We start from the raw sequence: 23,759 nt of genomic DNA, 5'->3' as shown, positions 1-23,759 counted from the left end.
TCATGGACACGACCCTACCTGCTGTCCTGGATGTGGCCTCGCCTGCCAGCGACGTTGAACTGATCTCCGCCAAGCAGTATCTGTGTCTGGCTGTCGGCAAGGAGACCTATGCCGTTGGCATCGACATGGTGCGCGAGATCCTGGAAGTGGGCCGCATGACGCCGCTACCGCTGACGCCGGAATTTGTCCGCGGCGTGATGAACCTGCGTGGTGCCGTGGTGCCAGTGATCGATCTCAAGGCACGCTTCGGCGCCGAGCCCGCCGTGATCGGGCGACGCAGTTCCGTCGTGATTGTGGAGACCGATCACAAGGATCAGGACGGGCCTCTGGTTGTCGGGGTGCTGGTGGACGGTGTATCGGAGGTGCTGGAGATTGCCGATCAGGACATCGAGCCTGTGCCCGCCCTGGGTACACGCATTCCTCGGGAGTTCCTGCAAGGGATGGCCAAGGCCAAAGGCACCTTGCTGTCGATTCTGGACGCCGATCGCATCCTCGCTCGAGAGGCCATGGCCACGCTGATCGCGGGTCACATTGGCCATTGAAGGCCCGTTGAAAAAGAAGCCCCATAACAAGGTGATGCCACATGCAACTGTCCGAACGCTCCTTCAACGTGGTGGCCGACGTGTTTCACCGGGTCTCCGGCATTCGCCTGGTGCCGGCCAAGCGGCAGCTGGTCATCGGCCGCCTGCAAAAGCTGGCGACCGAAAAAGGTCTCAGCAGCCTCGATGAGTATGTGGACAAGGTCATCAAGGGTGGCGACGAGAGTGAACTGGTGCGCGTGGTCGATCGCCTGACCACCAACGAGACCTATTTCTTCCGCGAGCCGGCGCACTTCGAGTTTCTGGCCGATTTGTTGTCACGTCGGCGCCCCGGGCAGGAGTTCCGCGTCTGGAGCGCGGCCAGTTCATCCGGGGAAGAGGCCTACAGCATTGCCATGCTCCTGGCAGACAAGATCGGACCCAGCGGCTGGAAGATCGTGGGTACCGACCTGTCCACTGCGATGGTGGATGCGGCGCGCAAGGCGCTCTACCCGATGGAGCGCGCGCGCAACACCAGCCCGCAGTACCTCAAGCGTTTCTGCATGCGGGGTTCGGGCCCGTACGAGGGCCAACTGCTCGTGAACAAGGAGTTGCGGGCCAATGTGAGCTTCGAGCAGGCCAACCTGATGCAGCCCTTGCCCGACATCGGCAAGTTCGACGTCGTTTTCCTGCGCAATGTGCTGATCTATTTCGAACCCGATGCGAAGCTGGATATCGTCCGTCGGGTGGCGCCTTTGATCAAGCCGGGTGGCTTTCTGTTCACGGGGCATTCGGAGTCTCTCAGCAACCTGCCGACCGGCCTGACCAGCGTGAAGCCAGCCGTCTATGCTCGAACTTGACAGCAAGGGCCCAGCCCGACTCAAGCATCACAGCGGCGAGAAGGTCTTCCTGCTGCCCGGGCAGTGGTATTTCGGGCGAACCGGTGCCACGGTCAAGACGCTGCTGGGGTCCTGCATCGCCATCACCTTGTGGCATCCGCGGCGGCAAATGGGGGGCATGTGTCACTTCCTGCTGCCCAAGAGGCCTCGGCCGGCAGACGGCTCGCTGGACGGGCGGTTCGGTGAAGAAGCGGTGGAACTGCTCGCCAACGAGATCAAGAAAACCGGCACGAAAACCCAGGATTACGAAGTACATCTGTACGGCGGAGCTGACACCATGCCAGATCAGGCCAAGGTGAAATTCAACATCGGTGAGCGCAACGTGGAGAAAGCCTGGGAAATCATCGACAAGTATGGTTTCCAACTCCAGTGTGTGGACGTCGGTGGCAACGAACCGCGTAACGTGACGATTGATCTGACCAATGGCCAGGTGGTATTGAAGCGCGGCAATCCACATACAGCCAGGAAGGGGTGATCTCATGAGCGAGATCAAGGTCATGATCGTTGACGACTCAGCCATCGTGCGCAAGCACCTGTCTGATCTGTTGACGAAAGCAGGCATACAGGTCATTGGCGCGGCTTCAGACCCGCTGTTTGCCATGCCTCGCATGAGGAGCAACTGGCCTGATGTGCTGGTGCTGGACGTCGAGATGCCCCGCATGGACGGCATCACCTTTCTCAAACAGGTGATGGCCGAGCGCCCCACGCCGGTGGTGATGTGTTCCACCCTGACGGAAAAGGGTGGTCAGACCACCATGCAGGCGCTCGCTGCAGGCGCCGTGGGCTTTGTGACCAAGCCCAAGCTGGGGCTGAAGGATTTCCTGGAGGACGACAGCAACGGCATCGTGAATGCCGTCCGGGCTGCGGCCAAGGCCAATATGTCGGCCTTGCGCCGCGCCGCGCCCGGTGTACCCAAACCGGGTGCAGCGCGTGCTGCCGTACCGGTCTCGCCGCAGGATGCCATGGCCGAGACCACCGACCGTGTGATCGCCATCGCCATTTCGACGGGGGGCGTGCAGACCATCGAGGCCGTGCTCACCCGCCTGCCGCGTACCGTGCCTGGCATGGTGATCGTGCAGCACATGCCGCCGAATTTCACGGCCAGTCTGGCGGCTCGCCTGAACGGCCTTTGCGAGCTGGAAGTACTGGAAGCCAAGGACGGCGACCGCGTGATCAACGGTCGTGTGCTGTTTGCCCCTGGTGGTCGCCACATGCGGCTCAAACGCAGTGGCGCGCAATATGTGGTCGAGGTGTTCGACGGGCCGCTGGTGAACCACCATCGACCGAATGCCGATGTGCTGTTGAAGTCCGTTGCTCAGTGCGCGGGTCGCAATGCCATCGGCGTGGTCATGACGGGCATGGGGGACGACGGTGCACGGGGGCTCAAGGAAATGTTCAATGCGGGCGGCAAGACTGCGGCCCAGGATGAAGCGAGCTGCGTGGTGTTCGGCATGCCCAGAGAGGCCATCAAGCACGGCGGGGCACAGCAGGTCGTGAGTCTCGATGACATGCCGGCCTGGCTGATGGCTGCCGCGCGTTCAGCCGTGGTCAGCGCCTGATCGGGATACGCATCAAAGAGTGAGGTTGCACGATGGACAAAGGTTTTCTCAGGTGGGCGCTGGGGCCCGGCATGCGGCTCATGCGTCGTTGGAAGCTGTCCGTCAAGTTCAGTGTCATCAGCGGTCTGGCGTTTGCCATCCTGGTTTGCATGGCGGTCTATGGATCTAAACAGCATTGGGGCCAGGTCGAACTGACCACCAGCGAGATCGCCGGCCTGGCGCGTGTCAAGGACGTCACGCGTCTGGCCTGGCTCATGCAGGGGCACCGTGACTTGTGGAGTCAGCAACTTGCAGGTGACGAGTTGCCCGCAGGTGCGATGGACAAGTCCCATGCCGACATCCAGCATGCGATGCGCAATCTGGACAGCGGCCTGTCAGACTTCAACAAGGCAGATGTCACCAAGGCCTGGCAGGATCTCCGCAAGAACCTGGTGACCTTCCTGTCAAAGCGCGATGCGCAAGCAGCGCCAGCGGGTGGTGTGCTCTCGCATCAGGCTGTATTCGATGAGCAAGCCCGACTGATGTCCGGACTTCGTCAGCTGCAACTGCGCATAGGCGAGTCATCGACCTTGCTGCTGGATCCGGAGGCAGATTCGTTTTATCTGATGCTGGTGCTGGTGGATCGCTACATCCCCATGCTGGAGACCTTCTCTCAGATGCGAGCGCATACCCTGGTGATGCTCAACAGCGGTGCCATCACACCCGGCGACGAGAAGCTGCTTCGAGACCATGTGCAGGATCTGCGCGTTCAGACGGGTGACATGACCTTGCTGCTCGGTGCGCTGGATCGCAGCGGCAGCCCGACCCCAACCGGATGGATGGCGACACAGGCATTGCTGGAGAGCGCGTCTTCTGAAATGGTCAATGCCCTGGGGGCCAACCTCTCGCGTGGGGACGCCAGAGTCCTGATGGACAGAGGCGTTCAGGCCCTCAACTCTGCGATGGCACTCAATGATTCGATGCGTGAGCGGCTGGACGCACAACTCAAAGAGCGGCTTTCTCATCAGAAGCGCGTCGTGGGCGTCTACATCGCCGTGACGCTGCTGACCTTCATGGGCATGTGCTACCTGATCATGGCGATGCAGTCGGCGCTGATCGGGTCCGTCAAAGCCATGTCTCACGTGATCGATGACATCGGGCAGGGCGATCTCACCAATACGCGTGAAGTTCTTGGGCGAGATGAACTGGCGCACGTCGGCGCAGGGCTCAACCACATGACGGTGAAGTTGTCTCGCATCGTGTCGAGCATCCGCAGCAATGCCGTGCTCGTGGCCATGTCTGCCAAGCGTCTGGGGGACGGCGCCTTGGCGCTGGCCATGCGCACCGAGCGACAGTCCAGCAGCATCAAACAGGCTACCGACAGCGTGCGGCACATCCAGCGGGTGCTGGATCAGGGTGTCGAGACTGCCCAGCAACTGTCCGATCAGGTTGCACATGTCAGCAGCCTGGCGGAGCGCAGGAGTGCCTTCATGCCGGAGGCAGTATCGACCATGTCGCACATCGAAGAGGGCTCCCAGCGTATGCGGGAGATCGTCGGCATGATCGAGGACATCGCCTTCCAGACCAATATGCTGGCGCTCAATGCCGCGGTGGAGGCCGCCCGCGCTGGTGAGGCAGGAACCGGTTTTGCCGTGGTCGCAGGTGAGGTCCGCCAGCTCGCCGGGCGTTGCGCTCATGCTGTGGCCGAGATCAGCGAGTTGATCGAGTTGTCCACGCAGCAGGTCAGCGACGGCGTGCGCCACATGGCTGACATCACGCATACCCTGTCCGAGCTGGAGGAGGGGGTCAAGACCGTGGCCAGGGGCGTGTCGACGCTGTCTGCCCATGCCAGCCATCAACACGACATCCTGGAGCAGGTGACGCAGACTTTGGGTGGCCTGGAAACCATCGCCGACGAGAACCGGGAAGCGGTGAGCATGGCGCAGCAGGCGACTGATCGTTTGCTGGATCACGCAGCCAGCCTGTCGAGGTCCGTGCAAGGCATGCGGCTGACCCAGGGCAGCGCCGACGAGGCTCAGGCTCTGATGCACAAGGCGGCTGATTTGATTGTCGAGGTCGGGCTGACGGCTGCCGTGCCCTTGTTGAATGATCCCGAGGGGGCCTATCAGGACCGGGATCTGTTTGTGTTCGGGGTCAATCGGCAGGGCATTCAGTTGTTCAACTCTCACACGCCTGAGGAGGCCGGCAACCCGATGCCCATGCTGACCTCCAGCGATGGCTACTTGCTGACGGAGGCCTTGTGGCGTGCGGCGGACGCCGACAAGGAATGGGTGGAGTACGAGTCCTGCCACCCCGACACCCTGGAGATGTTGCCCAAAATGGCTTGTGTTCACAGGGTGGACGAGGACCTGGTCGTGTGCAGCGTGCTGTATCGGGATCCGGGTACGTCGATCAAAAGCAGCACGGGGCATCGATCTGGGCATCACCTTGCAGGCCATCAGAACATGGCTTTGAAGGCGACACCACTGCTTGGCACGATTTGAATCAGATGCGCGTCGCTCGTCGTGAACCGTGAACGCTGAGGCTGGTCCGGCTTGACATCAGTTCGGCCGGGCTCAAGTTTTTCATCAAACTGCCGAATTTGACGAGGCACCGATAGTCAAGAACAGCCTCATGAGCACACTCAGCCCTAAACCGAACAAGCACAGTCCTCGAAAGACGGATGCGGTCATGCTGTTCGCCATCATTGTCGGCGGTCTGATATTGCTTGCGCAGGGCTATGGAAGCGGGCAACTGGTACTGTCTTCCGAGGTGGCGGGGGCGTGTGCCGTGCTGGCGCTAGGCGCCTATTCGTTCTTGCGTGGCACGGTCTGGTCGAGAGCGGTGTTGTCTGCCTCTGCTGCGGGTCTGGTCTGTAGCCAGATGGTGGTGGCTGGGGTCAAGGTCGAGTCCTACATTGGCCTGTTCCTGCTGGGCAGCTTGCTCCTGCAGTACCGGAACTGGAAGCTGATCCTGACGGTTGGCGCCGCGCTGTCATCCTTCCTGCTGTTGTGGGGATCCCGTCAACCCGGTCACCCTGATGTGGCCGTGATGTTGTGTGGCCTGGCTTTGCAATACGTCTACCTCGCCTATGTCGCGCTGTGCGAAGAGCAGGCTGAGGCCGAGCGGTTTGAACTGGACTTTCTCATCCGCGCCATGGGGTTCGACGGGCCCATTCGACTCAATCTGGATGTGCTGCGTGCGGACTCCGTGGTGGGCAAGCGTCTCAAGCATGTGCAACAGCGCATGGCAGAAGCGATCCGCCAGGTGCACTCATCGATCGACGGCGTTCAAAGCGCTTCAGAGGTGCTGCGGCAAGGCAGCACGGAGCTGAGTGACCGCACCATGACCACGGCTTCCGGCTTGCGCGATGCGGCCATGTGCCTGGAGCAGATCAACCTGATCGTGCAGACCAGCGCGCAGGCCTCCATGGAGGCCAGAACAATGGCAGCTCGCGCAACCGATCTGGCCAATAACGGTGGGCAACAGGTCAAGCGCGTGGTCGATACCATGCAGGCGATTGCGCAGTCATCCCGCAAGATCACCGACATCATTTCCGTCATTGACGGCATTGCCTTCCAGACCAACATCCTGGCGCTGAACGCGGCAGTGGAAGCTGCACGTGCAGGCGAACAGGGTAGAGGTTTTGCCGTGGTCGCCGCGGAAGTGCGCAGCCTGGCATTGCGCTCATCAGAGGCAGCGCGCGAGATCAAATCGCTGATCACGTCTTCCATGCAGACGGTGGAGTCCGGTGTCGAGCAGGTGAATATGACCGGGACCACCATGGATGACATCGTGGAGTCCGTGCGGCGCGTGGGTGAGGTGTTCGAACGCTTGTCTGCCGACTCGCACGAGCATGCCGGTGGCATCGATGTCGTCACGCAATCGGTCAAGGACCTGGATGCAGTCACCCAGCAGAACATCGCGGTGGCCGAGGCTTCCAGCAGCATCGCCGTTGAACTCATGGAACATGCCAGCAAGATGTCGGAGGTACTCAGCGCCTTCAAGCTGGGTGGTACGACTGCCGTGGGGCGCGCCCCGACGGATGAGGCTGCGGTGCGCAAGGTGACGGCACCTCCCGTCCTTCGAGACAGGCCGAAGGAACAAGCTGCGCCTTCGGCCCCCAGGGTCGCGGAGCCCGAAGGCATCGACTTTTTCTGATCTTCATCCCGGCGTGGCACCATGACCTTGCGTGGCACCTTGACCGCCATCCAGCGACGCTGGGCGCCGCAGGAGATGGCCCTGTCCCGTGAGCGAAGGCTGGCGGGGCTGGCCGGCAGCCTGGGGGCTCTGCTGCTGGGGCTGAGCCTCACGGTGATGGGGGCGTTCTGGATCAAGACAGAGTCCAGACATGAAGCCCAGCTCAACTTTGATCGGTATGCCGACAAGCTTGACGCCAGTGTGGCCCAGCGGTTTACCCGCGTGCTCAACACCTTCCAGGGTTTGAGGGGATATTTCCACGCGAGCCAGTCCCCGGTTGAACGAGATGCCTTTCGAATCTGGGTGGCCTCCAGGCGTATCCAGGAGGACATGAGCGGCATTCGCGGTCTGGGCTTCATCCAGCGCGTGGATCGCAAGGCGCTTGCCGACTTCATCGAGGTCGAGCGTCAGGACGGGGCGCCCGGGTTCACGGTTCGCACATCGGGGGTGGCGAGTGATCTGTTCGTCATCAAGTACATCGAGCCATTGGCCAACAACGAAAAGGCCTGGGGTTACGACATTGGCTCGGAGGCCATTCGGCGAGAGGCTGCCGAGCGTGCGGTTCGCTCAGGCCAGCCGGCCCTGACTGCGCGTATCACCCTGGTGCAGGACGGGAAAAGTCGACCGGGCTACCTCTATTTCCTGCCCGTCTTCAATTGGGCCAGCAAGATCGATACGCCTGACGATCGTCGGCGCAACCTCATTGGGCTGATCTACGCCCCGATCGTGCTGGAGGAGTTCTTCAACGGCATTGGTGACGTGGCCGACCAACAGCTCGATCTGGCCGTGTTTGATGGCGACGACATGGCCTCCAACCAGCGTGTTTTTGCCTTGGGGCTGAACGCGGAGCGGGCCCAGGCGGCCCATGCGATATGGGGCTCGACAGGTCCGAAGTTCGAGGCTTTTCGTCGGCTGGACATCGGTGGGCACAGCCTGACGCTTCGTATCGGCAGCACCCAGGAATTCGAGCGACGCTACGAAAGCGCCACGGTCTGGTGGTTTGCCTTGTCCGGTTGCATGCTCAGTGGTCTGCTGGCCGTCACGGTGTGGTTGTTGCTGGTGGGGCGCGCTCGTGCCGAAGCACTGGCCCAGGCGATGACCTCCGATTTGAGCGCCGCCAAGCAAAGCGCCGAGCTGGCCCTGCGTGACAACACGACCCTGCTGGACACCCTGCACCGATTCAACCTGATGTCGGTGTCGGACGCCGAGGGACACATCGTGGATGTCAACGAGTCGTTTTGCAAGGTCAGCGGCTACACGCGTGAGGAGCTGATCGGCCGCTCGCACAGGGTGATGGGTTCGGATCAACACGATCAGGCCTTCTGGACGGAGATGTGGCAGACGATTTCAAGGGGCGAGCCTTGGGAAGGTGATGTGTGCAACCGTGCCAGGGATGGTTCGCTCTACTGGGTCAAGACCACGGTTGTGCCATTGAAGGACGCAAGGGGGCGCATCGAGAAGTATCTGTCCATCCGCACCGACATCACCGATGCCAAACGCAACCAGCAGGAACTGGCCGACATGGCCGAGCGTTACCAGTTGGCCATCGATGGTGGCAGTGATGGCCTGTGGGACTGGTTCAACGTAAACGACCACAAGATGTGGTGGTCTCCCCAGCTCTACCGCATGCTGGGCTACGAGCTCAACGAATTTCCTGCAGGTCTGGATGCGTTCGAGAACCTGCTGCATCCTGATCACAGGCGCAGCGTGCTCGGAACCATCGAAGGCGCGTTGAAGCGGACCAGACCGCTGGATGCAACCTACCCTCTGCGAACCAAGTCGGGTGGCTATCGATGGGTCCGTTGTCGGGGCAAGACCTTCTTTGATGAAAACGGGTTCGCCACGCGGATGGCCGGATCGCTGCAGGACGTTCATGATCGGCATCTGGCCGAGGAAGTGATTCAGAAACACAGTGAGCAACTCAGCGCCATTTTCAGCTTGAGTCCGGATGGTTTTGTGTCCTTTGGTGCTGATGGGCAGGTCAATTACGCGAGCGCGGCCTACACCGATCTCACCGGTTTGTCGGCCGAGTCCGTGCTCTGTCTGGATGAGTCCGAGTTCCTGAGCCAGTTGTTCGCGCGTTGCGTCAATCCGCCGGCGTTGCAATCGCTTGACGGCCTGATGCTCGCCCCGGCAGATGCGGATCCCATGTCATGGCTTTCCAGGCATCGGCTTGTCTTGCAGATGAAGTCGCCAGCAGGCCGAATGCTGGCGCTGAGTCTGTATCAGACACAAGGTGACACGGTGTCGCGGCTCTTGCTGGTGCGGGATGTGACGCATGAAGCCGAGGTCGATCGCATGAAGAACGCCTTCCTGTCGATGGCGGCGCACGAATTGCGTACGCCCATGGCCAGCATCTACGGCTTCATCGAACTGATGTTGACGCGTGAGATGAAGCCCGAGAAACAGAAGGACCTGCTTGGCAAGGTGTACCGCCAGTGCGAGGTGATGATCTCGATCATCAACGAGCTGCTGGATCTGGCTCGCATCGAAAGCCAGCGTGGGGCGGACTTCGAGTGTCGGGCCATCGATCTGGTCACCATCGTGGAAGGGGTGGTGGGCGACTTCAAGCCGCCCGCCGATCGAGAGGCGCCGATCGTGATCAGGCCAGAAGGCGAAACCCTGGTCCGTGCCGACCAGCAAAAGATGTGTCAGGCCTTCCTGAACGTGCTGTCCAATGCCTACAAGTACTCGCCGCAGGGGGGGGCGGTGTCCGTGAGCTTCCCTGTGCAACTGGACGAGTCGGGCAGTCGGTGGTCGGGCATCAGTGTGGTCGATCAGGGCATCGGCATGACGCCCGAGCAGCTGGCGCACATGGGCGAGCGGTTTTTCCGCGCAGACAAGTCCGGCAACATCCCAGGCACAGGGCTGGGCGTGAGCATCGTCAAGGAGATCATGGAATTGATGGGCGGGCGCCTGGATGTCAGCAGCGAGCTGGGCAAGGGCACCACCATGACCCTGTGGTTGCCGCAGGAGTTGCCGTCGCCCGTGCTGACTTTGGCGTGACCGTGCAGGTACCATGGGCGCCTTGCCCGTCCGGGTTTTTTCAGGAGCGCCAACCCATGTGCCAGTTGCTGGGCATGAACTGCAACACGCCAACCGACATCGTTTTCAGCTTTTCCGGTTTTGCTACCCGGGCCTGTGAACATGCCGACGGGTTTGGCATCGCCTTTTTTGAAGGGCGTGGCGTGCGCCTCTTTGTCGACCACCAGGCGGCCAGCGTCTCGCCGGTAGCTGAGCTGATCAAGCGGTACCCCATCCAGAGCCGACATGTCATTGCCCACATTCGCAAGGCCACGCAAGGGCGGGTGGCACTGGAGAACTGCCATCCGTTCGTACGCGAGCTGTGGGGTTGCTACTGGGCGTTTGCGCACAATGGCAATCTGGTCGATTTCAATCCCAAACTGCATGCGGCCTTTCGGCCGGTTGGCGACACTGACAGCGAACGGGCCTTTTGCTGGTTGATGCAGGAGCTGGCCAAGAGTCATGCCAGCATGCCCAGCGTGACCGAACTCACCGCCACATTGAAGGAGCTGGTGCCGCAAGTGGCACGCCACGGCACGTTCAACTTCATGCTCAGCCAGGGGGAGGCACTGTGGGCGCACTGCTCTACCAAGCTGCATTACCTGGTGCGCCAGCATCCGTTTGGCATGGCCCGCTTGCAGGATCAGGACATGGCGGTGAACTTCGCCGAGATGGCCACACCGGAAGACCGCGTTGCCGTGATCGCTACCGAGCCCCTGACCCTCAACGAGCACTGGACCGCGATGTCCGCCGGCGAGTTGAAGGCCTTCGTGGGCGGGGCGCCCATGATCACCCCTTGAGGGCCTACGTCGCTTTTGGTCGATTGGCGCCTTGCAGGTTCACGATGCCGTCGATCATCTGATCCAGCCCGAAACCGAAGACGCTCAACTGACCATCCAGCAAGAGGTGGCTCAGGCCATGCACCATGCTCCAGTTGGCGACCGCGGTCATCATGGCCTGTTCGCTGTCTGGCGCGACGCCTGCCTGTTGGGCCGATGCCTGGAGCAGTAGCTGGAAGGCCGTTGCGGCGGCAACTTTGAGGTCCTCGCTGCTGCTGGCATACAGGAATCGGCTGAACATGAGCCGAAACAACGCGGGGTGGGCTTGCGCGAACGACACATAGGCTTTGGCCGTGGCCGTGCGCAGCTCGCCGATGTTGCCCGCGCCTTGCTGGGCTGCGGCGGCCTGCTGCGCTGCGAAGCGTCGAAAGCCCTCCGCGGCCAGGGCGCTCAGCAAGTCATCCTTGCTGGCGAAGTGCCTGTAAGCCGCGTTGGCGGACACACCGACCTCTCGGGCAATGGCGCGCAAGCTGAATGCCGCCTGATCACTTTTTTCCAGCGCGGCCAGGCCGGCGTCAATCAGCGCGGCACGCAGATTGCCGTGGTGGTAGTTGCGGGTGGTAGTGCCATCGTTGTCCATGTGCCTATTGTCCATCCTGCGCGCGGCGTTACGATGAGGGCATGAAACCTCGGTACCTACTTTCCGCCTTGCGCCTGGGCGCATGGATGCTGGCCACAATGAGCTGGGCGCATGCCGCTTCGTCACTCTATATCGAGGACATGACCTCGCCTGAGTTGCAGGCCATGGTGGCCGCTGGCAGCACCACCGTGCTGATCCCCATTGGCGGCACCGAGCAGAATGGCCCGCACATGGTGCTGGGCAAACACAATGTCAGGGCCCGCGTGCTGGCCGGGCAGATCGCAGAGGGCCTGGGGCACGCGGTGGTGGCGCCCGTGATCGCTTATGTGCCGGAGGGCAGCATCACCCCGCCCGTGGCGCACATGCGCTTCGCAGGCACCATCTCGCTGCCAGATGCCGTGTTTGAAGGCCTGCTGGAGGCCACCGCTCGCAGCTTCAAGCAGCACGGCTTCCGCGACATTGTCTTTCTGGGTGACCATGGCGGCTACCAGAAGAGCGAAGAACGCGTGGCGGCCAGACTCAACAAGGAATGGGCGCGCGATCCGAATTGCCGGGTACTGGCGTTGACCGATTACTACCGCGTCACCCAGACAGCCTATGTGGCTGAACTCAAGAAGCGAGGTTTCAGTGAAGCCGAGATCGGCACCCATGCTGGCCTGGCCGACACCGCACTGACCCTGGCCATCGACCCCAAGCTGGTGCGACCGCAAGCCATGGCGCAAGCGCCTGTGGCCGGGGCGCACAATGGCGTGACTGGCGATCCACGCCGAGCGACCGCTGATCTGGGTCAGATTGGCGTCAAGCGCATTGTGGAATCATCGCTGGCGGCGATCCGTGCGGCGCAGCGTGCACGTTGATCTCGTTTCTGCCCCCTGGAGAGAGCATGTCCTCGAATAACAAGATTCTGGCCGGTGGTCTGGCCCTGGCCGCCATCACCGCTGCCGTGTCTGCCCTGCTGGTCTATGGCCCTGTGTCCGCTCAGCAACCTGGCGTGGCTGCACCCACGGGGGGCAGCATCACGACGGTGCCTGGCATGCCGCCCGTTGTCGATGTGCGCAATGTCTACAGTGAAACCAGTGGTCCGAGCAAGATCCTGCCTGCAGTCAAGGAGGATCTGGAGCGCATATATGTGCCCAACTTGCGATCGCATGATGTCTACGTGATCGATCCGGCCAAAATGAAGGTGGTCGACAAGTTCAAGGTGGGTGATGCGCCCCAGCACGTGATCCCCTCATGGGACTTGCGCACGCTGTGGGTCGCCAACAATGCCGAGCGCAAGCTGACCGGTAGTCTCACCCCGGTGGACCCGCGCACTGGCAAGCCCGGCAAGAACGTGCCTGTCGATGACCCCTACAACATGTACTTCTCGCCGGACGGCAAGTCGGCCATCGTGGTGGCGGAAGCGCGCCATCGCCTGGACTTCCGTGATGCGCACACCATGGCTATGCAGTACTCGATCGATGTGCCTCAATGTGGCGGCATCAACCACGCCGATTTTTCGATCGATGGGCGCTACGCCATCTTCACATGCGAGTTCGAAGGCAGCGTGGCCAAGATCGATCTGGTCAAGCGTGAAGTGCTGGGCTACCTCAAGCTCAGGATGCCGGCCACGCGCCTGAAGGACAAGCCCGTACCTCAAGGCCTGCCGGACACCGAGATCTGCACAGCCAAGAAGGGCATGCCGCAAGACATCCGCATTTCGCCGGACGGCAAGCACTTCTACGTGGCCGACATGGAAGCTGATGGTGTGCACATCCTCGATGGTGATGCCTTCAAGGAAGTCGGCTTCGTGACCACGGGTGTGGCAGCACACGGCCTGTATCCCAGCCGCGATGGCAAGAGCCTGTATGTCGCCAACCGCGGCTCGCACAAGATCCACGGTGACCGACGCGGGCCTGGCAGCGTCACGGTGATTGATTTCGCCACCGAAAAGGTGACCGCCCGTTGGCCCATTCCCGGCGGCGGCAGCCCCGACATGGGCAATGTGAGCGCTGATGGCAAGTGGCTGTGGCTGTCCGGCCGTTTTGATGACGTCGTTTACCGTGTGGACACGGGCAATGGCGATGTGAAGCAGATCAAGGTGGGCGCCGAGCCGCATGGCCTGGTGGTGTGGCCTCAGCCGGGGCGGTATTGCCTGGGGCACACGGGTAACTTGCGCTGAGTGTCTCCCCGCCTGTTCACGGGGGGGCAGGGCTGCGCATGGAATGTTAGGCTTGGGCGTGAAGAGCGGATAAAGGACATTCGCTCGTTTGTAGAGCAAGTAGCAACTTGCCAGGAATCAAGGGAGTTCCCGTGCGCTTGAAGTCAATCTGCGTAGCGATGCTTGGTGCGTTTGCTTGTGCAAGCGCCTTGGCTGATACCGTCGAGGTGTTGGTGGACGTGCATGTCCGATCACACCTTCAGGGAAGCGGCGTTTATCAGGTCGGCAATATGTGGGGTCCGTTGACAACAACATCAACGGATGTGTCGGACGCGTTTCAGATCACCTTGTCAATCGACTTGGATGGCATCCCTTCGATTCCGCCAAATGTGGACGAGAATTTCGCCTTGGTCGAAGGGCGCTACGAGCTCAAAAGCATGTCGGCAAGCCCCTATACGGCGTCGCTGATGGCGCGCCTGGCAGCTCAACCAGAGGAGACCTACAGCGGTGGAAGCGTGGCGTCAACCTTGTTGGTCGCCAATGCCGAGAACTGGACTTTTGGGAATGCTCCGACGACTTTTACGTTCGATGCTGCGCATGTCGTGGGCGGGTACACCTTCGGGGCGCAGTCCAGCGAATCGAACTATGCGCGTGCCTTTTCGTTGCGGACAGAAGAACTGTATGGTGTACCTCGTTCTGACTTCCAGGTCTGGCGTGCCGCTGGCCTGGTGGACTACCTGCAGTCATTGGTAGGAACGCAGGTCGGCGACTTCAACGAGACCTACACCCGAACCGTCAGAAACGCCACGCAGCTTGATGGTGCCTGGGTCCCCTCCAATGCCGCGCAAGACGTGGTGGCGTATGACCATGAGTCGTATGTTGGCGCCATGACGATTCGCTCAGTGACTGTCGTGCCAGAGCCTGCCAGCAGCTTGATGATGGGCTTTGGTTTGTTCGGGCTGGGTTGTATGGTTCGACGTCGCGGGCGACGTTGAGCCCGAGCGTGGAGATTCGCGGATTCAACATGCGGCGGATCTCGGGTGTGCGTTCGAGCGACTGGCCAACGGCAAAGCTATCTGGCAAGTCGCGATCCGATAGGCAAATAACAAACTGTCAAGGAGCGGTAGTGCAACGTTTTGCAATGGGCATGGTCTTGTGCGGCGTCCTGGGTGCCAGCGCAGTTCACGCAGAGTCGATCGAGTTGGTATTCGATGTCGGCATGAACGCCAAGACGCTGGTCTCTGGTGTTGGCGCGGCGCAGAGTGTCGATGCGTGGAGCGTGTCGCCTGAGCACTTTCAAGTCACGGTGGTGTTCGATCAGAATACGGCAGCTCGCCTGATGAAGGTGCCCTTTAGCGGTGCCGTTGGTATCGCTTGGACCGACCCTGTTGCCGCCATGTCTGCTTCGCCGGATTCCGCAGCACTGGAGTCTGGGTTTTCCTTTCAGTCCGTACCCGTCACGACGGCCGAGTTGACCGCATGGGTCAATGACGTAGGGCGGCCAGCACTGGCTCAGCCGGTTGCCGTATCGCTGGATGTGGCAGCTGATCGCCAGGCGCAGGCGGTAGATGGCCAGCAAGTGGTGACGCAGCACTATGCGCGTTCGCTGTCCATGTCGAATGTTTGGGGCTCTGCCACCCCGACCGAGCTGCAATCCTGGTCTCTTGAGCAGATGACTTCCTTTTTGCAGGCGCAAATTGGGTTGCCATCAGCTGGCTGGGTAGAGCGCTATGAGACATCGACGAGCGTTCAAGGCCAACTCGTGTCGTACAACGAGCAGCAGTTCGCAGGCAAGGCAACGTTGTTGTCGGTATCGACTGTGCCTGAACCCGATACGGCGTTGATGTGGGGTGTTGGCTTGATGGCGTTGGTATGGGTGGGGCGTCGCGCCTTGCCCCCCGCAGCCATCAAGCTCTGATGGCGCCAGTTCCCCTGGCGCAGCCCTCACATCGTCTCGGCAAACAACTCCCGCCCGATCAGCATGCGACGGATCTCGGACGTGCCGGCGCCAATTTCGTACAGCTTGGCATCACGCCACAGGCGGCCCAGCGGGTACTCGTTGATGTAGCCGTTGCCACCGAAGATCTGGATGCCCTCGGATGCCATCCAGGTGGCTTTTTCAGCGGCCATCAGGATCAACGCGGCGCAGTCCTTGCGCACATGGCGGGCATGCTTGTCGCCCAGGTTGTCGAGGTTCTTGGCCACCGTGTAGGCAAATGATTTCACGGCCTGTTGCATGGTGTACATGTCGGCCACCTTGCCTTGCAACAACTGGAACTCGCCAATGGCCTGGCCGAACTGCTTGCGCTCGTGGATGTAGGGCACGATGTTGTCCATCACAGCCTGCATGATGCCCAGCGGGCCGCCCGAGAGCACGGCGCGTTCGTAGTCCAGGCCGCTCATCAGCACCTTGGCACCCATGTTCAGGCCACCCAGGATGTTTTCGGCCGGCACCTCCACGTTCTGGAACACCATCTCGCCCGTGTGGCTGCCGCGCATGCCCAGCTTGTCCAGCTTCTGGGCGGTGAAGAAACCCTTCATGCCCTTCTCGACGATGAAGGCGGTGACGCCGCGTGCGCCCATCTCGGGTTCGGTCTTGGCGTAGACCACCATGGTGTCGGCGTCGGGGCCGTTGGTGATCCACATCTTGCTGCCGTTGAGCAGGTAGTAGCCGCCTTTGTCTTCGGCCTTGAGCTTCATGCTGATGACGTCGGAGCCGGCGCCCGGCTCGCTCATGGCGAGCGCGCCCACGTGTTCACCGCTGATCAGCTTGGGCAGGTACTTCTGCTTTTGCGCGTCGTTGCCGTTGCGCTTGATCTGGTTGACACACAGGTTGGAGTGCGCGCCATAGCTCAAGCCCACGCTGGCCGAGGCGCGCGAGATTTCCTCCATGGCGATCATGTGGGCGAGGTAGCCCATGTTGGCGCCGCCGTACTGCTCGGGCACGGTGATGCCCAGCACGCCCAGCTCGCCCATCTTGGGCCACAGGTCCATGGGGAATTGGTCGTTGCGGTCGATCTCGGCCGCGCGCGGGGCGATCTCGGCTTGGGCAAAGTCGCGCACCGCGTCGCGCAAGGCATCGATGTCTTCACCGAGTTGGAAATTCAGGCCAGGCAGGTTCATGTTCGTGTCTCCAGACAATCAGGATTGGATGTTCTCGCGGCCGGTCACGGCCATCAAGGTGCAGCCCATGGTGGCGGCCAGTTTTTCACGGCCACCATCGATGGCGTAGAAATGCCCCTCGCACACGGTGATGGTGCGCCCGGGTTTGACCACCGTGCCGACCGCGCGGAAATGCTGCCCCTTGGCGGGCGCCAGCAGGTTGATCTTGAACTCGATGGTGAGCACCGCCGCGTCAGCCGACATGAGGCTGAAGCCAGCGTAGCCACACGCGGAATCGAGCGCGGTGGACACCAGGCCGGCGTGGATGAAACCGTGCTGCTGTGTCAGACCTTGCGCCCAGTCGAAGGCGATGACCACCCGACCAGGCGCCACCTCCTCCAGGCGTGCGCCCAGGGTGTCCATGGCACCCTGGCGGGCAAAACTAGCCCGCACGCGGTCGGCAAATTCGGGCACAGCGGGCACAAAGGTGGGGTGGGTCATGAAACGACGCAGACTTGACGTTTACGTAAACGTCAATTATGACCCAGGCCAACCCAGGCTGCCAACTGGGGTTTGCCACAAGACCGTCAGCGCGCGGGGTTTCGCCGGGGCGGCTACGATGCCGGTTCTGTCAATTTCACCTTTGAACCGTTCGCACATGAAGCTCTACTACTCGCCCGGCGCCTGCTCCCTGGCCAGCCACATCGCCATCGAAGAAGCCGGCCTGCCTTACGAAGGCATTCCCGCTCCGACCAAAACGCACCAGTTGCCCGACGGCACCGACTACTACACCATCAACCCACTGGGTTATGTGCCCCTGCTGCAGCTGGACGACGGCACCAAGCTGACCGAAGGCCCGGCCATCATGCAGTTCATCGCCGACCAGGCTCCCGCCAAACAGCTGGCACCCGCCAACGGCACCGTGGCGCGCTACCAGTTGCAGGCTTGGCTCAACCTGATTGCCACCGAAGTGCACAAGGGCGGCTTCAGCCCCCTGTTCAACCCCGCCACACCGGCCGAGGTGAAGGCCGCCACCACCGAGCGCCTGCAAGGCCGCCTGAAGTGGATCAACAGCCAGCTCGAGGGCAAATCTTTCCTGATGGGCGAACAGTTCACGGTGGCCGATGGCTACCTGTTTGTGGTGTGTTCTTGGGCGCCTCGTGTCGGTGTGGACCTCTCGGCACATGCCCACATACAGGCCCACACCGCCCGCGTGGCAGCGCGCCCGGCGGTGCAGGCCGCCCTGCGCGCCGAAGGCCTGCTGGCCTGAACCCGCGCGTCAGGCCTTCTCGGTCTTTTCGACCTTGGACAGGAGGCTTCGCGCCTCCTTTTCGTGCACCTTGACCTCGTCAAGGTTGGCCTGCAAATCGGCCAGCTGGTCTTCGATTTGTTGGCGGTGTGCGGCCAGCACCTGCAAAAACTTGCGCAACTGCGGCCCTGTGTCGCGGGGGCTGTCGTACATCTCGATGATGTCCTTGGCCTCAGTGAGCGAAAAACCCAGGCGTTTGGCGCGCAGCGTGAGTTTGAGGCGGGTGCGGTCGCGCGACGAGTACACCCGGTTGCGCCCGCCCGGGCCTTCGCGCTGCGGCTGCAGCAAGCCCATGTCTTCGTAGAAACGTATCGCGCGGGTCGTGAGGTCGAACTCCCGCGCCAGATCGCTGATGGTGTAGGTCGGGTTCGTGGCCATGGCTGCGTTGTACCTTGACGTTTACGTTAACGTCAAGCGACGCATCTTAACGCCACCAACTGCGAGGACCTGGCGGCTGGCCACCCCAAGCCAGGGCAGCCACCAAGGAGGGTGCAGCAATCCGCGCAGCGGTGGGGCGTGGGGGCGCCTAGATTTCGATTTTCGAACCGAGCTCGATGACCGCGTTGCTGGGCAGGTTCAAAAAGTCCGCCGCCGCACCCGCGTTGTGGTGCATCTGGGCGAACAGTTTTTCGCGCCAGGGCGCCATGCCGCTGCCAATGGTGGGGATGACGGTGTCGCGCGACAGGAAATAGCTGGTGGTCATCGCCTCCAGCTCACAGCCACGGCCGCGCAGCAGTTGCAAGGCCTTGGGCACGTCCGGGTCGTTCTTGAAGCCGTAGTGGATCACCACCTGCCAGCAGTCGTGGCCCAGCGGTTCCACCTCCAGGCGCTTGTCCAGGCCAATCCATGGCACCTCGTGGTTGCGCACGGTCACGAACAGGTTTTGCTCGTGCAGCACCTTGTTGTGCTTGAGGTTGTGCAGCAAGGCGTTGGGCACCGCCCCCTTCTCGGCCGTGAGAAACACCGCCGTGCCCGCCACCCGCAGCGGCGGGCTCACGAACACCGCCTCCAGGAAACTCGACAGGTCGATGGCCTCGGCCATGTGGGCCTCGGTCAGCAAGGCCCGGCCCTGCTTCCAGGTCATCATCAAAGCGAAGACAACGCCGCCGATCATGAGCGGGAACCAGCCACCGGCGAACAGCTTGAGCAGGTTGGACGAGAAGAACAGGATGTCCACCACAAAAAACCAGCCCGTGGCGGCCAGGCACAGCCACAGCGGGTACTTCCAGCCGTAACGGATGACGAAGAAGGTGAGCACGGTGGTGATCAGCATGTCCAGCGTGACCGCGATACCGTAGGCCGCCGCCAGGTTGCTGGACGACTTGAACATGACCACGGCCAACACGATGGCGGCAAACAGGCCCCAGTTGACCATGGGCATGTAGATCTGCCCGGTGTCGCGCACGCTGGTGTGCTGGATGTTCAGGCGCGGTAGGTAGCCCATCTGGATGGCTTGTTTGGTGACGCTGAACGCCCCCGAAATCAGGGCCTGCGAAGCGATGACGGTGGCCATGGTGGCCAGGCCCACCAGGGGCAGCAACAGCCAGTCAGGCGCCATGTTGAAGAAGGGATTCTTGACCGCCTCGGGATCTTCGAGCAGCAAGGCGCCCTGGCCGAAGTAGTTGAGCGTCAGGCAAGGCATGACCACCGAGAACCAGGCCAGGCGGATGGGCTTTTTGCCAAAGTGGCCCATGTCGGCATAGAGGGCCTCGCCGCCCGTCACGCACAACACCACCGCGCCCAGGATGATGAAGGTGGTGCCCGGTTGATGCCACATGAAGCGCAGGGCGTGATGGGGACTGAGCGCACCCAGGATTTCAGGGTGGCCGATGATGTGCGAGACCCCGAGCGCCGCGATGGTGAAGAACCACACCAGGGTGATGGGACCGAAAAACTTGCCAATGCCGCCGGTGCCCCGTTTTTGCACGGCAAACAGCACGAACAAGACAACGAGCGTGAGCGGCACCACGTACTGGCGAAACGCGGGCGATACCACCTCCAGGCCCTCCACCGCCGACAGCACCGAGATGGCTGGCGTGATGACGCCGTCGCCATAAAACAGCGAGGTGCCGAAGATGCCAATGACCAACAGCACGCGACGCAACTCGGGCCGGTCCTTCACCGCCTGCGAGGCCAGCGCCAGCATGGCGATCAACCCACCCTCGCCAGCGTTGTCGGCCCGCAGAACCAGCACCACGTATTTCAAAGAAACGATGACGGTGAGTGTCCAGAACAGGATGGACAACACGCCGTACACGTTGTCGTGGGTGAAGGGCACATGCCCGGAACCGAAGACTTCCTTGACGGCGTACAGCACGCTGGTGCCGATGTCGCCATAGACCACGCCAATGGCCCCCAGGGTGAGCGCGGCGAGTGAGGATTTGGATGCGGACACAAAAAACAGGCACCGGCTCAGGGCCGCTGCCACGCTGTTGCAAGGTGGCCGATTCTGCGCCTGCCGCCCAGCGCTGCCAACCGGGTATGGCGTCTAAACCACACCCGTGCGTGCAACCATGTTGCATTGCAACAACTTTCTCAGTCGTAGGACTCTGCCTCGGGGTCTGTGGCCTCCAGCTCGTAGCTGGCCGCCAGCATGGCCAAGCGGCCGATCACGCCGTACATGTAGAAGCGGTTGGGTGCACTGGCACCGGGTTTCTGGCCAGGCTGGGGCATGATGGCGCTCTTCTCGAAAGCCAGGGGCACAAATCGGGCGCCCGGCGCGCTCAGGCTTTCCTCTTCGCCGCGCTCGGCGTGCACGCGGTAGAAGCCCCCCACCACATAGCGGTCCATCATGTAGACCACCGGCTCGGCCACGGCGTCGTTGATGCGCTCGTGGGTGAGGACGCCCTCCTGGATGATCACATCGGGCGCCACCGCTGCACCGCCCGCAGCGGCCATGGACTTCTGGGCCTTGGCCACCAGCGCGTCCAGGTCTTTCACATCACGCACCGACAGCAGGCCAAAACCGGGGTGGCTGTCGTCCGCCTTGACCACCACAAACGGCTTTTCGTTGATGCCGTATTCCTTGTACTTGCGGCGCACCTTGGTCAGCAGGGCGTCCACGTTGCTGCGCAGGCACTCCAGGCCCGTGCCTTGCGCAAAATCCACCTCGCCACACTGGTTGTAGAGCGGGTTGATCAGCCACGGGTCCATGCCCAGCAGCTTGCCGAAGCGCTTGGACACCTCTTCGTAGGCCTTGAAGTGCTGGCTCTTGCGCCGGGTGGCCCAGCCCGCGTGCAACGGCGGCAGCAGGTACTGCTCGTGCAGGTCTTCCAGAATGCCAGGCACGCCGGCACGCAGGTCGTTGTTGAGCAGGATGGTGCAGGGGTCGAAGTTTTTCAGACCCAGGCGGCGCTTGCTGCGGATCAGCGGCTCCAGCGTCACCTTGTCGCCGCCCGGCAGCTCGATGGTGGTGGGGTCCTTGATGTCGTTGGACAAGGAGCCCAAACGCACGTTGAGACCCGCCATGTAAAACAATCGCTGCAGTTGCGCGAGGTTGCTCAGGTAAGAGACATCGCGGCGGTTCTCGGGCACCAGCAGCAGGTTCTTGGCCTCGGGACAAATCTTTTCGATGGCGGCCATGGCGGCCTGCACCGCCAGCGGCAGCATCTCGGGCGTGAGGTGGTTCCAGCCGCCGGGGTAGAGGTTGGTGTCCACCGGCGCCAGCTTGAAGCCGGCGTTTCGCACGTCGACCGAGGTGTAGAAAGGCGGCGTGTGCTCCATCCATTCCAGGCGGAACCAGCGTTCGATCACCGGCGTGGATTCGAGGATGCGCTGCTCCAGCTCGTTGATGGGGCCAGTGAGTGCGGTGACGAGGTGGGGGACCATGGGTGGCCTTCTGAGTGGGAGGGTTTGACGATTCTAGGAGCCGCAGCACATGGGGGCGAATGGACACATCGCAAGAGCGACCGGCGTCGCGGCAGAGACTCGGATATAAACAAAGACTTATGAACAAAAATCTCTGGCTGCTGGCCGCCGCCCAAGGCCTGTTCCTCACCAACAACGTGGTGTTCATCGCCATCAACGGTCTGGTGGGCCTGGCGCTGGCGCCACTGGGCTGGATGGCCACCCTGCCGGTGATGGGGTATGTGGTGGGGGGCGCGGTGTCCACCGGGTTGGTGGCCAAGACGCAGGCCAAGTGGGGCCGGAAGGTGTCGTTCCAACTGGGGCTGCTGGTGGCCTTCACGTCGGCCCTGCTGTGCGCCTGGGCGGTGATGCACACCCAGTTCTGGCTGCTGGTGGCCAGCACCATGTTCGCCGGCTACTACAGCGCCAACGGCCAGCTCTACCGCTTTGCCGCCGCCGAGCTGGCCAGCACCACCTTCCGTGAAAAGGCCGTGTCGCTGGTGATGGCGGGTGGCCTGATTGGCGCGGTGGTGGGCCCCAACCTGGCCAGCCGCACGCAAGACCTGATGGGGGTGCCGTTTGCCGGCGCCTACCTATCGCTGGCGGTGGTGGCGGTGTTGTCCATGGGCGTGATGGCCAACATCCACTTTCCGCCCTTGCCAGCCAAGGCGCCCGGCGCCGACGGCGGTCGTCCGCTGCGCGAGATCATGCGGCAACCGGCCTTTGTGGTGGCCGCCGTGGGGGCGGCCCTGGGCTACGGGGTGATGAACCTGCTGATGGCGGCCACGCCTTTGGCCATGCAGGTGTGTGGCTATGCCTTCAAAGACGCGGCGCTGGTGCTGGAGTGGCATGTGATTGGCATGTTTGCACCGGGTTTTTTCACCGGCCACCTGATCAAACGGTTTGGCACCTTGCCCATCATGGGTGTGGGGGTGCTGCTCAATGCGCTGTGTATTGCGATTGCGTTGTCGGGCGTGGACCTGCACCAGTTCCTGATCGCGCTGTTCCTGCTGGGGGTGGGTTGGAATTTCCTGTTCACCGGCAGCACCACCCTGGCCATGACCGCCTACCGGCCGGAGGAAAAAGACCGTGCGCAAGCGGCCATCAATTTCTGCGTGTTCGCCACCATGGCCTTCACGTCTTTTGCGTCGGGGGCGCTGGTCACCACACAAGGCTGGCAGTGGCTGAACCTGGGCTCGCTGGTGCCGGTGGCACTCACGGGCGTGGCCTTGTTGTGGCTGGCCTCAGTGCGACGGCGGGAGGTGCGGGCGGTGGTTTGATCGGCTGCTCGCGCGTCACTTGCTTTGCAGGCCCGAGGACATGGGGCACCTGGCTCCGCGGCTGTCCTCCAAACCGGCTTCGCCGGTTTTCCCCCTTTATGCCGCTGCGCCAGGCACCCCACACCCGAGGGCATCCCACACGCAGGCACACCACCGTTGGCGAGCCACCATCGTTTCAGATCGGGGTGGTGGGGCGTTCTGCAAAGCGAGGCAAAGGAGGAGCCGGCACAGCCGGCGGGGGACACGAGCGGCGCAGAGCGCCCCGCCGCCCCGATCCTGCGCAAACGCACCTCAAACCTGAGAAGCCACCCGTTCCCGCATCCACCGCGCCATGTCCTCGGCAGGCATGGGCCGCGCGATGCCATAGCCCTGCAGGTAGGTGCATCCCTCCTGGCACAGGAAGCTGCGCTGGCCTTCGTCTTCCACACCCTCAGCCGTCACATCCATGCCCAGGGTGCTCGCCAGCCCGATCACGCCTTTCACG

The 23,759-nt window shown here is 62.2% G+C and carries 21 protein-coding genes; 14 read left to right on the top strand and 7 right to left on the bottom strand.

Features of this window, described 5'->3' with window-relative positions:
* Positions 1-2 precede the first annotated feature (2 nt).
* The 8 genes from VFW93_RS00530 (at position 3) to VFW93_RS00495 (ending at position 10,979) form a co-directional block, all read left to right on the top strand.
* On the top strand, positions 3-542 hold the full coding sequence (locus tag VFW93_RS00530; protein WP_329692039.1) for a chemotaxis protein CheW: 540 nt from the start codon (positions 3-5) through the stop codon (positions 540-542).
* A gap of 41 nt (positions 543-583) precedes the next feature.
* A complete protein-coding gene (locus VFW93_RS00525; protein ID WP_329692038.1) occupies positions 584-1,378 on the top strand; it encodes a protein-glutamate O-methyltransferase CheR in 795 nt (264 codons plus the stop codon).
* Positions 1,365-1,892: a chemotaxis protein CheD gene (locus VFW93_RS00520; protein WP_329692037.1), complete on the top strand. Its 528-nt coding sequence runs from the start codon at positions 1,365-1,367 to the stop codon at positions 1,890-1,892. Before VFW93_RS00525 ends, VFW93_RS00520 begins: the two co-directional genes overlap by 14 nt.
* 4 nt (positions 1,893-1,896) lie before the next feature.
* A complete protein-coding gene (locus VFW93_RS00515; RefSeq protein ID WP_329692036.1) occupies positions 1,897-2,976 on the top strand; it encodes a chemotaxis response regulator protein-glutamate methylesterase in 1,080 nt (359 codons plus the stop codon).
* Positions 2,977-3,056: 80 nt separating this feature from the next.
* Positions 3,057-5,459, top strand: coding sequence for a methyl-accepting chemotaxis protein (locus VFW93_RS00510; RefSeq protein WP_329692035.1), 2,403 nt, complete (start codon positions 3,057-3,059; stop codon positions 5,457-5,459).
* 130 nt (positions 5,460-5,589) lie between these two features.
* On the top strand, positions 5,590-7,116 hold the full coding sequence (locus VFW93_RS00505; protein ID WP_329692034.1) for a methyl-accepting chemotaxis protein: 1,527 nt from the start codon (positions 5,590-5,592) through the stop codon (positions 7,114-7,116).
* Positions 7,117-7,137: 21 nt separating this feature from the next.
* Positions 7,138-10,161 carry a CHASE domain-containing protein gene (locus tag VFW93_RS00500; RefSeq protein ID WP_329692033.1) on the top strand — a complete coding sequence of 1,008 codons (3,024 nt, stop codon included), beginning with the start codon at positions 7,138-7,140 and terminating at the stop codon, positions 10,159-10,161.
* 56 nt (positions 10,162-10,217) lie between these two features.
* On the top strand, positions 10,218-10,979 hold the full coding sequence (locus VFW93_RS00495; protein WP_329692032.1) for a class II glutamine amidotransferase: 762 nt from the start codon (positions 10,218-10,220) through the stop codon (positions 10,977-10,979).
* Between the two features lie 4 nt (positions 10,980-10,983).
* On the opposite strand, the gene VFW93_RS00490 is transcribed toward VFW93_RS00495, so the two are convergent.
* Positions 10,984-11,598: a TetR/AcrR family transcriptional regulator gene (locus VFW93_RS00490; protein WP_329692031.1), complete on the bottom strand. Its 615-nt coding sequence runs from the start codon at positions 11,596-11,598 to the stop codon at positions 10,984-10,986.
* 41 nt (positions 11,599-11,639) lie between these two features.
* Between VFW93_RS00490 and VFW93_RS00485 the strand changes: the two genes are divergently transcribed.
* The 4 genes from VFW93_RS00485 (at position 11,640) to VFW93_RS00470 (ending at position 15,656) form a co-directional block, all read left to right on the top strand.
* Complete coding sequence (locus tag VFW93_RS00485; protein ID WP_329692030.1) at positions 11,640-12,455, top strand: creatininase family protein; 816 nt, start codon at positions 11,640-11,642, stop codon at positions 12,453-12,455.
* A gap of 26 nt (positions 12,456-12,481) precedes the next feature.
* Positions 12,482-13,759 (top strand): beta-propeller fold lactonase family protein, encoded by a 1,278-nt coding sequence (locus VFW93_RS00480; RefSeq protein ID WP_414639543.1) that lies wholly within the window; start codon positions 12,482-12,484, stop codon positions 13,757-13,759.
* Between the two features lie 131 nt (positions 13,760-13,890).
* A complete protein-coding gene (locus VFW93_RS00475; RefSeq protein WP_329692029.1) occupies positions 13,891-14,733 on the top strand; it encodes a PEP-CTERM sorting domain-containing protein in 843 nt (280 codons plus the stop codon).
* Positions 14,734-14,957: 224 nt separating this feature from the next.
* Positions 14,958-15,656, top strand: coding sequence for a hypothetical protein (locus VFW93_RS00470; RefSeq protein WP_329692028.1), 699 nt, complete (start codon positions 14,958-14,960; stop codon positions 15,654-15,656).
* Positions 15,657-15,682: 26 nt separating this feature from the next.
* On the opposite strand, the gene VFW93_RS00465 is transcribed toward VFW93_RS00470, so the two are convergent.
* On the bottom strand, positions 15,683-16,861 hold the full coding sequence (locus tag VFW93_RS00465) for an isovaleryl-CoA dehydrogenase (protein ID WP_329692027.1): 1,179 nt from the start codon (positions 16,859-16,861) through the stop codon (positions 15,683-15,685).
* Between the two features lie 18 nt (positions 16,862-16,879).
* Entirely contained in the window at positions 16,880-17,341 is a 462-nt protein-coding gene (locus VFW93_RS00460; RefSeq protein WP_329692026.1) for a PaaI family thioesterase, read from the bottom strand.
* A 157-nt stretch (positions 17,342-17,498) separates the two neighbouring features.
* Between VFW93_RS00460 and gstA the strand changes: the two genes are divergently transcribed.
* On the top strand, positions 17,499-18,110 hold the full coding sequence (gene gstA / locus VFW93_RS00455) for a glutathione transferase GstA (RefSeq protein WP_329692025.1): 612 nt from the start codon (positions 17,499-17,501) through the stop codon (positions 18,108-18,110).
* A 9-nt stretch (positions 18,111-18,119) separates the two neighbouring features.
* Here the strand turns inward: gstA and VFW93_RS00450 are convergent, their stop codons facing one another.
* The 3 genes from VFW93_RS00450 to gshA all read right to left on the bottom strand — a co-directional run bounded on the left by VFW93_RS00450 (position 18,120) and on the right by gshA (position 21,977).
* Complete coding sequence (locus tag VFW93_RS00450) at positions 18,120-18,527, bottom strand: MerR family DNA-binding transcriptional regulator (RefSeq protein ID WP_329692024.1); 408 nt, start codon at positions 18,525-18,527, stop codon at positions 18,120-18,122.
* Positions 18,528-18,675: 148 nt separating this feature from the next.
* The gene (locus VFW93_RS00445; protein ID WP_329692023.1) at positions 18,676-20,544 is read right to left on the bottom strand and encodes a potassium transporter Kup; all 1,869 of its coding nucleotides are present in this window, start codon (positions 20,542-20,544) and stop codon (positions 18,676-18,678) included.
* A gap of 140 nt (positions 20,545-20,684) precedes the next feature.
* On the bottom strand, positions 20,685-21,977 hold the full coding sequence (gshA, locus tag VFW93_RS00440) for a glutamate--cysteine ligase (protein WP_329692022.1): 1,293 nt from the start codon (positions 21,975-21,977) through the stop codon (positions 20,685-20,687).
* 119 nt (positions 21,978-22,096) lie between these two features.
* Between gshA and VFW93_RS00435 the strand changes: the two genes are divergently transcribed.
* Positions 22,097-23,275 (top strand): MFS transporter, encoded by a 1,179-nt coding sequence (locus tag VFW93_RS00435; RefSeq protein WP_329692021.1) that lies wholly within the window; start codon positions 22,097-22,099, stop codon positions 23,273-23,275.
* A gap of 291 nt (positions 23,276-23,566) precedes the next feature.
* Here the strand turns inward: VFW93_RS00435 and VFW93_RS00430 are convergent.
* On the bottom strand, positions 23,567-23,759 hold a 193-nt coding region (locus tag VFW93_RS00430; RefSeq protein WP_329692020.1), incomplete at its 5' end, for an EAL domain-containing protein.

This window comes from Aquabacterium sp., from assembly GCF_036279675.1.
GTDB lineage: Bacteria > Pseudomonadota > Gammaproteobacteria > Burkholderiales > Burkholderiaceae_C > Aquabacterium.
The sequence above is the reverse complement of the archived record's forward strand: the minus strand, read 5'-3'. Positions and strand labels throughout refer to the sequence as shown.